At 70.1% G+C, this 12,712-nt stretch carries 7 protein-coding genes and 1 pseudogene; 4 read left to right on the forward strand and 4 right to left on the reverse strand.

Annotation, left to right across the window (positions count from 1 at the left end):
* The 4 genes and pseudogenes from AB7U92_RS10170 to AB7U92_RS10185 form a co-directional block, all read left to right on the forward strand.
* Positions 1 to 287 (forward strand): annotated as a pseudogene (locus AB7U92_RS10170) (glycoside hydrolase family 16 protein); the annotation flags it as partial.
* 35 nt (positions 288 to 322) lie between these two features.
* Positions 323 to 1,234 (forward strand): glycosyl hydrolase family 17 protein, encoded by a 912-nt coding sequence (locus AB7U92_RS10175; RefSeq protein WP_428576076.1) that lies wholly within the window; start codon positions 323 to 325, stop codon positions 1,232 to 1,234.
* A gap of 34 nt (positions 1,235 to 1,268) precedes the next feature.
* Positions 1,269 to 2,213 carry a glycosyl hydrolase family 17 protein gene (locus tag AB7U92_RS10180; RefSeq protein WP_428576077.1) on the forward strand — a complete coding sequence of 315 codons (945 nt, stop codon included), beginning with the start codon at positions 1,269 to 1,271 and terminating at the stop codon, positions 2,211 to 2,213.
* A 69-nt stretch (positions 2,214 to 2,282) separates the two neighbouring features.
* Entirely contained in the window at positions 2,283 to 3,893 is a 1,611-nt protein-coding gene (locus AB7U92_RS10185) for a hybrid sensor histidine kinase/response regulator (RefSeq protein WP_428576078.1), read from the forward strand.
* Positions 3,894 to 3,904: 11 nt separating this feature from the next.
* Here AB7U92_RS10185 and AB7U92_RS10190 read toward each other — a convergent pair whose 3' ends face one another.
* The 4 genes from AB7U92_RS10190 to AB7U92_RS10205 are packed head-to-tail and all read right to left on the reverse strand — an operon-like array spanning position 3,905 to position 12,683.
* Positions 3,905 to 6,253: an MFS transporter gene (locus tag AB7U92_RS10190; RefSeq protein WP_428576079.1), complete on the reverse strand. Its 2,349-nt coding sequence runs from the start codon at positions 6,251 to 6,253 to the stop codon at positions 3,905 to 3,907.
* A gap of 21 nt (positions 6,254 to 6,274) precedes the next feature.
* The gene (locus AB7U92_RS10195) at positions 6,275 to 9,556 is read right to left on the reverse strand and encodes a hypothetical protein (RefSeq protein WP_428576080.1); all 3,282 of its coding nucleotides are present in this window, start codon (positions 9,554 to 9,556) and stop codon (positions 6,275 to 6,277) included.
* Entirely contained in the window at positions 9,553 to 10,908 is a 1,356-nt protein-coding gene (locus AB7U92_RS10200) for a glycoside hydrolase family 30 protein (protein WP_428576081.1), read from the reverse strand. Before AB7U92_RS10200 ends, AB7U92_RS10195 begins: the two co-directional genes overlap by 4 nt.
* A 20-nt stretch (positions 10,909 to 10,928) precedes the next feature.
* Positions 10,929 to 12,683, reverse strand: a complete 1,755-nt coding sequence (locus AB7U92_RS10205) for a glycosyl hydrolase family 17 protein (protein WP_428576082.1) — start codon at positions 12,681 to 12,683, stop codon at positions 10,929 to 10,931.
* Positions 12,684 to 12,712 lie beyond the last annotated feature (29 nt).

The following is a 12,712-nucleotide window of genomic DNA, read 5'->3' on the forward strand; positions in this document are numbered from 1 at the left end:
GCACCTACGACCACTGGTGGAGCTGCAGCCGCCTGAAGGACGGCGGCGGCATCGCGCCGAAGAAGGAGGCCGACCTCAATCCCTGGCCCGCACCGTTCGACCAGCCCTTCTACCTGGTGATGAACGTGGCGGTAGGCGGCAACTTCCCCGGCGTGCCGAACGAGCAGACGCGCTTTCCCGCCGAGCTGGTGGTCGACTACGTGCGCGTGTACGAGAAGGCCGGCGGCTATGGCCCCACCCGGCCGCGCGGCGCCGGGCGCATGCCCTGGCAGAAGAAGAAGCGCTGAGCCCCGGCGCACCCCGACGACCGACGGAGACTCCGATGACCCGGCCCACCCGAGACGACTCCTTGCCCGGCGCACCGCCCGCGGCTACACCCACCGCGACGCCGATGCCCGCGGACCTGCGTGCCTCGCTGGCGGCCGAACTGCGCGCGGTGCTCGACGCCGGCGTTCACGGCCTGTGCTTCAGCCCCTACCTCGGAGGGCAATCGCCCGGCGCGCAGGTGAGCGAGGCGCAGATTCGCGCCCGGCTGGAGGTCATCCGCCCGCACACCCGATGGGTGCGCAGCTTCTCCTGCACCGAAGGCCACGAGCAGACGCCGGCGATCGCGCACGCGATGGGCCTGAAGACGCTGGTCGGAGCCTGGCTCGGCACCGATGCCGCGATCAACGAGCGCGAGATCGAGGGCGTGATCGCCGTGGCGCGCGCCGGCCATGCCGACATCGTGGCGGTGGGCAACGAGGTGCTGCTGCGCGAGGACCTGAGCGAAGACGAGCTGATCGCGCAGATCGAGCGTGTGAAGCGGGCGCTGCCCGGCGTGCCGGTGGGTTACGTCGACGCCTACTACCTGTTCGAGAAGCACCCGCGCGTGACCGCCGCCTGCGACGTGGTGATGACCAACTGCTACCCCTTCTGGGAAGGCTGCCCGCGCGAGCAGGCGCTGGCGTACATGCAGAGCATGATGCAGCGCACCCGCGCGGCGGCGCCGGGCAAGCGCGTGCTGATCAGCGAGACCGGCTGGCCCGACCAGGGCAGCCCCTTCCACGGCGCAGTGCCCTCGGAAGAGGGCGCGATGCGCTACTTCATCGACACCATGCGCTGGGCGCGCGACGAAGGCATCGAGGTCTTCTACTTCGCCGCCTTCGACGAAGCCTGGAAGGTGGGCGCCGAGGGCGACGTGGGTGCCTACTGGGGCCTGTGGGACAAGGACGCCCGCCCCAAGTTCGGCTGAGCGGACTCCGGATGGACCCGACGACACGATGACCGTGACCCTGCCCCGAGGCAACGCGATCTGCTACTCCGGCTACCGCCAGGGGCAGGATCCGAACCGCCAGCTTTATCCGTCCGTCGCGGAGATCCGCGAGGACCTGCACATCCTCGCCAAGCACTGGCAGCTGCTGCGGCTGTACGACTGCAGCGTGCATGCCGAGCGCGTGCTGCAGGTGATCCGCGAAGACGCGCTGCCCTTGCAGGTGATGCTCGGCGCCTACCTCGGCGCCGAGATGAACAACTTCGGCTGCCCCTGGGGCGGCACCTACGACGAGGCGACGCTCGAGGCCAACCGGCGCGAGAACGACGCCGAAGTCGAACGACTGATCGCACTGGCGCGGCGCCACGAGGACATCGTCTTCTCGGTCGCGGTGGGCAACGAGGCCACCGTCGACTGGACCGACCACTACGTGCCGGTGCCGCGCATGATCGAGCACGTGAAGCGCGTCAAGGCCGCGGTGGCGCAGCCGGTGACCTTCTGCGAGAACTACGTGCCCTGGCAGCACAAGCTGCGCGAGCTGGTTGCCGAGCTCGACTTCATCTCCGTGCACACCTACCCGGTGTGGGAGTACAAGCACATCCACGAGGCGCTGGACTACACCCAGGCCAACGTCGAGAGCGTGGCGGCGCTCTACCCCGGCAAGCCGGTCGTGATCACCGAAGCCGGCTGGTGCACCGCCAGCAACGGCCGCGGCATGCACGCCGAGCACGCGGTGCAAGAACTGCAGGCGATCTACTACCAGGACCTGATGGCGTGGACGCGCGAAGCGGGCCTGCTGTGCTTCGTGTTCGAGGCCTTCGACGAGCCGTGGAAGGGCTCGCCCGACCCGCTGGAGCCGGAGAAGCACTGGGGGCTGTTCACGGTGGACCGCCGGCCGAAGCGGGTGGTGGAGGCGCTCTACCCCGAACTGTTGGCCGACTTGCAGACCGACATGACCTGACGGCTGAAGGGTCGAATCCGGCTCGGGCAGGTGGGCAGTAAGATGGCCCGGGAAGACGCCTGCCGTGCCATGTCGACTTCCGAACCGCCCGTCCCGCCCGAGGCTCAGCCGGGTTCCGGTCCCGGTGCGGGTGGGGGTGCGGGTGCGGGTGCGGACGATGCGTCGGCACTCGACGCGCTGCAGGCGCGATTCCTTGCGCACATGAGCCACGAGCTGCGCACGCCCCTGGCCGGCCTGCTCGGCCTGGTCGACCTGGCACGGCGCACGGCCTCGGATCCGGCCCAGCGCCGCTACCTCGAGGTGGCGATGCAGTCCGGCCGGGCACTGCAGCGCACGATCGCGCACGTGCTCGACCTGACGCAGTTGAGGGATGGCGGCAAGACACTGGCCGACGAGGCCTTCGACCTCGCAGAGTCCGTCGCCGAGGTGCTGCGCGGCGCGATGCCGCTGGCGCGCAGCAAGGGCCTGCTGTTGCGCTACGACTGGGAGGGTGAGCCCACGTGGGTTCGCGGCGACGAGTTGCGCGTGCGCCAGATCGTCGGCAACCTGGTCGACAACGCCGTGCGATTCACCGAACAGGGCTATGTCGAACTGCGCGCGTCTCTGGTGGCTCACCCGGATCGCGCGGCGTGGCGCCTGTTCACCCTGCGGGTCGTCGACTCCGGCCCCGGCCTGTCGCCGCAGCGCCTGGCTCAGGTGTTCGAGCCATTCGTGCAGGGGGACGACAGCCTCACGCGCTCGCACGACGGCGCCGGTCTCGGGCTGCCGATTGCGCGCGAGATCGCGCACCGCATGGGCGGGTCGATCTCCGCAGAAAGCACGCCGGGCGTGGGCAGCACCTTCACCATCACGCTGCCGATGGCCGCGGCAGCCGACCCGGATCCGCCACCCGCATCGGCACCGGGCCTGGCCTGGCTCCTGTACCGGCAACGCGAGGGCGGCGAATGGCTTCAGCGGCGGCTGGCCCGCGTCGGCTGGAGCGCCGAGCTGTTCACCGACTTCGGCGCGCTCATCTCGCGCGCCATCCATACGCCGGCCGTTGAGCATCCGGCGCTGCTCATCCTCGCCGAGCCGGGTGCAGACCCGCAGACCGATCTCGCGGCCTTGCGCGCGGCGCTGCCCGCGGTCGACATGCGCCTGCTGGTCCGTCCCGAGTGGAACGAGCCCGCGCTCGAGCAAGACGCAAGGCAATTGGACCTGCGCATCGACGTGATGCCTCTGTCGCCGCGCGACATCCGGTTGATGACCCAGCGGCCGGCGGTGGCGCCTGTGTCGTCGCCCTCGCCCGCTCCCGGCCGCGGCGGCAAGCACGTGCTGGTGGTCGAGGACAACGCCACCAACCGGATGATCGCGGAGGCCTTCCTCGACAGCCTGGGCCTGCCCTGGCGCAGCGTCGGTGACGGTGCGCAGGCGCTCGCCGCCTGCGCCGAGGATCCCCCCCGGCTGGTCCTCATGGACCTGCAGATGCCGGTGATGGACGGACTGAGTGCCACGCGCGAGCTGTGCGCCAGGCAGGCTCGCGGCGAGCTGCCGGCATTCCCCATCGTGGCACTCACGGCGCACGCGATGGTCGGAGATGCGCAAGCGTGCCGCGGGGCGGGCATGTCAGGCTACCTGACCAAGCCGCTGATGCTCGAGGCACTGCAAGAGGAGCTCGCCCGCTGGATCCCCGGGCTGTAGGTGCCTCGCGTTCAGGCACCGTACTTGCGCCGCTCGTCCTTGTCCCACAGCCCCCACTGCGTGCCCACTTCGCCCTCCTGGCCGAGCTTCCACGGCTCGTCGAACGAGGAGAAGTAGAACAGCTTGACCCCTTCGCCACGGGCCCACTGCTGCACGTCGATGAAGTAGCGCATCGCGTTCTCCGCCGAGGGCACGGCCGCAGCCACCGCCTGCCCCCTGCCGGGCCAGCCCGTCTCCGCGACGATCACGCGCTTGTCGCCGCCGGCGGCCTTCACCAGCGCATGCATGCGCCGCAGGTACTGCGCGGCCACATCGATGTCGGCGCCCTCCCAGAAGGGGTAGCAGTTGGGCAGCAGCACGTCGCAGGCCGCGGTCAGCGCCGGACGCTCGAGGAACTGGAAGTAGGCGTCGACGCAGCTCACCAGCACGCCTTCGGGCACCGCAGCACGCACGCGCTGGATATAGCCCAGCAGCTCCTGCTCGGGCAGCTCGCCGCGCAGCAGCACCTCGTTGCCCACCACGGCGATGTCGACCACGCCTTGCTGCGCCAGCTCGATCAGGCCCTGGATCTCACGCTCGTTGCGCTCGCGGTCGTGGCTGATCCAGGCGCCGGCCATCGTCTTCAGGCCCCTGTCGCGCGCGAGCCGCGGAATCAGCTCGTGCCCCTCGGTGCAGGCGAAGCTGCGCACCCAGCGCGTGTGCGGCGCGATGACGTCGAGGCGCCGCTGCACCTGCGCCTGCGAGATCCGGTCGCCCGCGCGCTGCCCTTCCACGTAGGCGCTGAAGCACAGGCCGTACAGGCCAGCGTCGAACTGCTCGGCGTAGAGCGCGCGGATCTGCTGCGGCGTCTTGCCGGCCAGCGGCGAGCCCGCCGCGCCGGGCAGCAGCAAGCCGCGCTCGGCGAGCCAGGCCCGCGCCCCCGAGCCCTGCGACGACGCCGCGGCGGCATGCTGCTTGCGCCGCTCGAGCTCGGCGTGCACCTCGGTGGCCCGCGCCTCGTCGAGGTCGTAGCTGCGCATGATCCACATCGCCAGCAGCGTGCCGAAGATGGGCACGCCGGAATAGAACAGCCGCAGGCCGTCGACCGCGCCCTCGGGCTGCGCCGCGGCGCCCGGCGTGAAGCCGACCCACGTCATGATCGCGCCGCTGAGCAGGCCGGCGATGGCGAAGCCGAACTTCACCATCCACCAGTAGATGGCGCCGAAGATGCCTTCGCGCCGCTTGCCGGTGGCGAGCTCGTCGAGGTCGCAGACGTCGGCCGTCATCGACATCATCAGCGTGAACAGGCCGCCGATGCCGAACGAGAAGAACGGCAGCGCGAACATGAACATGTACGGCTTGCCGGGCACCATCAGGAACCACAGCAGCACGTAGCCGATGAGGGAGATGCCCTGCGAGACCATGAAGGCGTTCTTCTTGCCCATGTGCCGGGACATCCACGCCACGGTGGGGATCACCGCAAAGGTGGTGATCAGCGCACCCACGCTGCCGAACAGCGTGGGCCAGATGCCGGCTGCCGGCGCGTTGCCGCCGAACAGGTGGTAGACGACGATGAAGAACGAGAACGCCGCTACCGTGTTGAAGGCGTTGAAGATCAGGAAGGTGGCAAAGCAAAGCTTGCGGAAGGGCGCGGAGCCGAATGCTTCCTTGAAGCCATTGAGAATCTCCTTCATGCCGCCGCCGAGGTTCTTCCACGTCAGCGGGATGAGGTGGGTGTCGTCCTGGCTGGAGCGGCTGGGGATGAACAGCGCCGGCACCATGGCCAGCAGCATGCAGACCACGCCGACCCAGATCGACAGCGTGCGCGTGGCCGAGTCGGCGTTCTCGAACCACTTCGGGTCGTACATCACCACCCAGAACCACGGCGCGATCACCCAGGCCCACTGGCCGATCCACTGCGCCACGGCCATGATGCTGGTGCGCTCGTGGAAGTCGTCGCTCATCTCGTAGCCGATGGCGACGTACGGAATGCTGAACAGCGTGAGCCCCGTGTAGAACACGAGGCTCCAGCACAGGAAGTAGACGAAGTTGTAGGGTATGCCGTCGGCGCGATGGAGCTGCCACATCGCGACGAAGGAGATGCCCATCACGATCGCGCCGGTGAACACGTACTGCCGGCGCCGGCCCCACTTCGACCGCGTGTTGTCGGAGATGAAGCCCATGATCGGGTCGGTCACCGAATCGAACACCCGCGGCAGGAAGAACAGGATGCCCCACATCCAGCCGGGGAAGCCCATGTCCTGTACCAGCACCACCATGAAGATGCCGAGCGCGGCCGGGAACATCTGGTTGGCCAGCATGCCCAGCCCGAAGGCGACCTTCTGACCGAACGGAACCTTGTGGGCGGCGGTGGTGGGCATGAATGGCTTTCGCGGATCAGGTCAGGGCTCGCGGACCGGCAGCTCGATCTCCACCGCCTCGACGCCGGCCGGGTCGAAGCGCGGCTGCGGGTGCTCGGTCCAGTGTGACGCGGCCAGGGTGCGAATGCGCGTGGCTGCGCCGCGGCGGATGCGGTAGGGCACGCGCGCCAGCGTGAAGCTCAGGGCGCCTCGTTGCGGGATCTCGTGCGGGTCGAGCAGCACCGGGTCGAAGCGGATCTGTCCGTGCTCGAAGCGCAGGCCGAGTTCGCCCCAGCGGGTGAGGATCTCCTCCTTCACCTGCCCCGTCATGCCCGGCTGCTGCGCCCCGCCTTCGCCGGCAGTGTGGCTGTACGGATCGGCCGGGAAGGCGCCGTACTCGGCCGCACTGCGCCGGTACCCCAGGCCGTCGCGCACGCGGCGGTAGTGGGCCACCAGCGCCGGCAGTTCGGGGGCGCCGGCGTCCGAGGCCTCGAACACCCGCTCCTGCACCGCCAGCAGCAGCTTGGCCACCATGTGCCAGTAGATGCAGCCCAGGCCCTCGTAGGCGAACATCGTCCCGGAGCGGCCGGTGAAGGCATGGTGGGCGAGCAGCCGCTCGTAGGCCTCGGCCAGCGGCTGAAGCGCGTCGCCGAGGTCGCGTCCGGCGGCTTCGAGGTCACCGCGGTTGGCCAGGCCGGGCGCGAAGCGCACCGTGCCGTCGCTCTCCTGCTGCAGCAGCTCGGTGCGGCGCGCCGCCAGGATGGCCTGCACCACCGGCAGCGTGAGCGCCTCGGCGTCGAGCCGGTTGCGCTCCAGGAAGCCGGGCAGCCGCCGGTCGGGGTAGAGCGTGAAGCTGTTGCGCCGCGCATCGAACATCGGGCTGGCGAACAGTGTGTCGAGCAGCGTGACCGCCTCGCGCAGCGACAGCCAGTCGCAGGCCAGCAGCGCCACCTGGCCTTCGAGCATCGGATAGAGCCGGCTCAGCTCGGCGCGGCCCGGCGTCCGGAAGTCCACCAGGTTGTAGCTGTCGAACAGGCCGTCGTCGCGGCGGCAGCGCTGCAGTGTGGCGTCCACCAGCGGCAGCAAGTCCTTTGCCAGCTCGACCAGCGCTCCGGCCGGCGCGCAGGCATCGCTGCGGCCATCCGCGCCCCGGTAGGCGGCGGCGCGCCAGTCGTCGAGCAGCTTGCCGGCGCGATCGACGAATCGGCGGCGCGCCACGGCATCGAGCGCGGCCTCGACGGTGGTCTCGCGCACGAGCTCATGGAAGCGCTGCAGCGCCTGCAGCGTCGCCGCCGACAGCGCGAAGGGCCGATCGGCGCCGGGCAACGCGGCGATGAACACGAGGAAGCGGCGCAGCTGCGCCAGTGTCACCACCGACAGGCCGTTGCCCACCAGCGCGTTGTTGGCGTCGTTCCACTCCGGCCGCTGCGTGTGCAGCCACAGCCCGCCGCCCGGCACCAGGCTGCCCGCCTTGGCCAGCACGATGATCGCGAGCTTCTCGGCCAGCGTGGCGAGCACCGGGCGATCGTGCGCGTCGCAGACCATCAAGCCGTCGGCACCGATGCGCTTTGCGCGCTCATGGGCGCGGGCATGGGCCGTGTCGTCGAAAACGATGGTGTCCTTCGGGTTCGCGACCTGCTGCGCATACGGGCGCAAGCGGTAGGGCACGTCGGCGAAGCTGAACAGCTTGCGATCCCACATCGAGGCCAGCAGGCCGGGTTCGCGTGCCTGCGCTGCCTCGAGCAGGCGCAGCAGGTAGATCACCTGGTGGTCGCCCCAATAGCCGATGTGGCTCCACGGGTTGTCGGGCTCGACCGTCTCCCAGTCGATGCCGTCGCGGCCGATGCGGTAGGGGTTGTAGCCGTCGGGCGTCATCGCACCGAGGAAGGCCTCGATCATCGAGGCCGCATAGGCCGGCTCGCTGGTGAGCAGTGCCTCCCAGTTCTGGAAGATGTCGCGCCAGTTGCCCTGGTAGGCGATGACGCGGCGTCCGGCGGCATCGCGCACGCGGATGGAGAAGCGGTTCCACGGCCGGCTCGGGTCGCCGTGGCGGCGGCTGAAGGTCAGCGGCAGGTAGCCCAGCACCAGGCGTTCGGCATGTTCACCAACGGCGGCGCGCGCCGCCGCGATCGCGTCCTCGCGCTCGATCTGCGCCGGCCAGGCGTCGATCGTCGGGGCCAGCGCCACGGCGAGGGGGCGGTTGCGCCGGGCGATGAAGGCGCGCAGGTCGTCCCGGTCGAGCAGGGTCCCGTTGGCGAATACGCCGCCGCGCATGATGTTGAAGAGCACGTTGGCGCGGTGATGCGCGGCGGCCATGGTGTCGGCCGACTGCTGGAAGGCATCGGCACGGGCCAGCAACTCGTCGAGCCCGCGCGTATTGGCGGCGACGGCCTCGCGGATCTCCTGCGGCGTGCCGCCGCCGGCTTCCAGCCGCCGCGCGAGCTCGGCCGCCTGCACCTGCGAGCACGGCGAGTCGATGACCTGGTGCCATTCGAAGCCGCGCGCGTCCGCCACGCCGGCAAAGTGCACGAGGAAGGCACCGCGCCGGCCGCGCGTGAGCGTCTCCGGCTCGACCCGGCCGCTGCGGCAGAAGGCGCCCACCTGCGCGTCGGACAGCAGCGTGCGGCCGCCCGCCGGCAGCCCGGCATGCCAGGCCACCAGCGCTTCGAACGACTCCTTGGGCTCGGCGCGATCCCAGATCTTCGCGTACAGCGTGTACAGGCCCAGGCGCCCGCCGGCAGCCAGCTCGTTCCACTTGTAGGCATCGGCCAGGCAGCTCATCGTCGACGCGTGGATCACGCTCACGCCGGGCGGCACGAGATTCAGCACACCGTCCAGCACCTCGACGCGCACCGCTTCGCCGCCGGCCCACAGCCGCGCGCGGCGCACCAGCCCGAGGCCGGCCGCACTCGACCATTCGTGCTCGAAGACGAGCCGGCCGGAGGGATGGACTTCGCGGAAGCGCAGCCGCGTCCCCGACAGGTTCTTCCACACCGAGCGAGCGCCGGCGCCACCGTCCAGCCGCGGCGCGAAGGGCTGCCAGAGCTCGACGCGATCGCCGTCGACGACGCGGATCCAGCTGCGCGGCCCGGTGTGCTCCCAGCGCAGGTGGATGCGGTCGACGGTCTCGTACGGCAGGAAGGCGCCGTCGGCCTCGCCGCGCCCGGCAGCCAGCGAGCCGGCGGTGGAGACGAAGGCCCAGAGGTCGCTGTCACTGGCCAGCGCCACGAAGAAGGGCGGCGCGCGGTCGTAGCCGTCGATGCGGTACCAGGCCTCGCCGTCGTCCTCGACGAAGCCGCCTTGCATGGTCAGGCTCGCGCTCACGGCCCGCTCCCGTCGACGACGAAGGTGGAGATCGAGCGCGGCGGCAACTCGATCACGCGGCAGGCCTCGTCGACGCACAACGCATAGCGCAGCGCGCTGTCGTGGCGGTTGGCGGCGACGACGGCGGTCGAGCCGTCGGTGTTGACGAAGGCGGTGGCGTCGACCTCCTGTGCCGCGACCGACCGCACCCGCCGCGCGCCGGGGCGGATGTAGCGCGCGAAGTGGCCGAGCGCCCAGTAGGCGCTCTGGTGCATCAGCTCGCCCCGGGCAGTGTCGGCCAGGATCGGCGCATTGCAGAAGTTGCCGACGTGGTTGGGCCCGCCGTGCTCGTCGAGCAGCAGGTTCCAGTCGATCCAGCCAACCGTCCAGCGGTTGAGGTCGTTGACGATGTTGTGCACGTAGCGCTCGCCGACCTCCCATTCGCCGGTGTGCGGCCCGCCTTCCTGGCAGCCTTCGGTGAAGAGCAATTGCCGGTCGGGCCAGTCGTCGTGCACCTGCTGCACGTGGTCGAAGTGCTCGGCGCCGTACCAGTGGAAGCCGATGCCCCAGACGTAGCGCGCCGCCTCGGGGTCGGAATACACGACGCGGGCGCGTTCCAGCATCAGGTCGCGGTTGTGGTCCCAGATGACGATCTTCACGTTGCCGAGGCCGGCGGCGTGCAGCGCCGGGCCGAGGTGGTCGCGCACGAAGTCGCGCTCCTCCTCGGCGCTGTACAGGCACGAATCCCACACCTGCTGTGCCATCGGCTCGTTCTGCACCGACACGCCCCAGATCGGCACGCCCTCGGCCTCGTAGGCGCGGATGAAGCGCACGTAGCACTGCGCCCAGGCGTCGCGGCACTCGGGCCGCAGCCGCCCGCCATGGCTCATCTGGCCGTTGGTCTTCATCCAGGCCGGCGGGCTCCAGGGCGAGGCCAGCAGCTGCAGCGGCCGGCCCGCGACGCGCTGCGCGGCGCGGATGAAGGGCAGCACGGCCTGGCGGTCGCGCTCGATGCTGAAGCTGGCGAGCGCGAAGTCTCCCGGCGTCTCCACGTGGGCGTAGTGGCCTAGCGAGAAGTCGCAGGAGTTGATGTGAACGCGGCCGAGCGTGTAGCCGTGGCCGCGCACCGGGTCGAAGTAGTCCGTCAGCAGCTGCTCGCGCGCAGCTTCGGGCAGCCCCTGCCAGACGCTGGCCGCGGCCTCGGTGAAGGCGCCGCCGAAGCCGAGGTGCGTCTGGTAGCGGTGCGCCGTGTCGACGACGATGCGCGGCAGCTGCCGGTGCTCCTGGCGGCCGGCCTGGGGCAGCGGCTTCCCGGCCAGGCGCAGGCCGTCGCGCGAGCTGGTCACGCAGCGCATCGTCGCCAGGGCGTCCATGCCTCAGCCTGCCGGCCGGCTCACCTCGACCAGCGGATCGCGTCGACGAAGATTGGGTTGGTGATGCCCGAGTTGTCCGGCTTGCCGGTGAAGGCGTAGCGGTCGGCGATGATGAACCGCGACAGCACCAGCGACAGGTCGAGCCTCGGGTTGGCGGCCTGGAAGGCGCTCAGCGGGATCGACACCGCGCACCAGGCGCCGGTGCTGCAGTAGCCGTAGTCGCCCGGGCCGATCTGCAGGAAGGCCTCCTGGGCCTCGCGGTCCTGCGTGTCGGTGGAGATGCCGATCTCGATCTTCCCCGGGTAGGTGGTGCTGACGAGGAAATCGATCGTGCCGCCGGTCGCGAACGCAGACAGGTTCTCGGTCACCCCGGTGCCCGACTGGCGCAGCAGGCCCCAGCCGTAGGAGGCCGGCTGCGGCGTGATGCGCAGGCTGTTGCTGGCGTCGCCGGGCCCGTAGGTGCCGGCCACTTCGGCGTAGCCTGCCGTGTTGCCGTCGAAGGCATCCCAGCGCAGGCCCGTGGCCAGCACGTCGGAGGCGCCCGGCGCGTTGTCGGAGTACAGCGTGTAGCGGGTCGCCGTGACCTCGGCGTTGACCACCGGCGGCTCGAAGTAGGTGGCGTCGGCCTCGGTGTAGACGCCGTCGCCGTCGGCGTCGTTGGCGGAGATCACCGGCTCGTAGACCCAGGTGGCGCTGCCGAATACCGCCCCCGGCGGGTTGATCGCCTGGACGGCGTAGCGGGCCTGACGGTCCTTGTTGAATAAGCCCCACTTGTCGTCGCCCTGCTTCCACGGCTCGTCGAAGGCCTCGAAGTAGAAGATGTTCTTCGGGCCGTTGCCCGCGCGGCCTTCCGCGGCGAAGGCTTCCAGCCGCTGCAGGTACATCGACTGGTTGACCGGGTGGGCGCGGAACTTCTGCCGGCCGACGTCGACCGCGTTCCAGCCCGTCTCGCCGATGATGATCGGCAGGTACGACAGGCCCTTCTTGTCGAGGTGGTCGCGCGCCTCCTGGTACTGCCGCTTCGTCTCGGCGATCGCGGCATCCATCATCGCGACGGCGCGCTGCCGCTCGGGCACGTTCGCGAACTTCCACTCCCAGCGGGTCGGGTCGAACCAGGTGTCGAGGTTGGCGTAGGTGTGCAGCGCCGCGAAGTCGATCTGATCGGTGATGACGGTCGGCGCGCCGGCCCAGAAGGCGTAGTTGTCGTCGGTGGTCACCGGCTGCGGGACGCGGTCGCGCACGCTGCGCAGGTAGCGGGCCATCACCGTTGGCGAGATCTTGTTGAAGGCCCAGCTCACCATCGTCTCGTTGCCCACGCTGACCGCCAGCACGATGTCCTGGAATTCGTTGGCCAGCGTCACGCAGCGCTCGATCTCGGCGAGGCTGGCGGCCTCGTCGTTGCCCAGCACGAAGGCGCCGAGCTGCACCTTGATGTTCAGGTTGTTGTCGCGGATGACCTCCAGCGTCTGCCGCGCCACCTTGTCGGAGCTGTCGAACAGGCGGATGAGCCGGTAGCCCGCGGCCAGCAGCAGGTCGAGGTCCTGCTTGATGTTGGCCTTGGGAATCACCTCGGCAGCCAGGTCGTCGACGGTCGCCGCGGTGCGGTACGGCGAATAGGCCACCGCCTTGCGGGTGATGTACTCCTGGCTCAGCGGCCGGGTGGTGACGCCGGTGTAGGGCACGCCGCCGCCGCCGCCGCAGGAGGCCAGCACCATCGCGGCGAGGAGGACGAGCACGAGGCGAACGATGTTCGCGCCGGACCGGGAGTGGTTCATGGCAGGACCCTCGTTGAATTGCATGTCAG

It is taken from the genome of Piscinibacter sp. (assembly GCF_050175855.1).
Lineage (GTDB): Bacteria > Pseudomonadota > Gammaproteobacteria > Burkholderiales > Burkholderiaceae_C > Piscinibacter.

Bases quoted from the DNA above. Each gene is read 5' to 3' on its own strand.
- AB7U92_RS10205 (WP_428576082.1), bottom strand. From the start codon at position 12,683: ATGAACCACTCCCGGTCCGGCGCGAACATCGTTCGCCTCGTGCTCGTC.
- AB7U92_RS10190 (WP_428576079.1), bottom strand. From the start codon at position 6,253: ATGCCCACCACCGCCGCCCACAAGGTTCCGTTCGGTCAGAAGGTCGCC.
- AB7U92_RS10185 (WP_428576078.1), top strand. From the start codon at position 2,283: ATGTCGACTTCCGAACCGCCCGTCCCGCCCGAGGCTCAGCCGGGTTCC.
- AB7U92_RS10200 (WP_428576081.1), bottom strand. From the start codon at position 10,908: ATGGACGCCCTGGCGACGATGCGCTGCGTGACCAGCTCGCGCGACGGC.
- AB7U92_RS10175 (WP_428576076.1), top strand. From the start codon at position 323: ATGACCCGGCCCACCCGAGACGACTCCTTGCCCGGCGCACCGCCCGCG.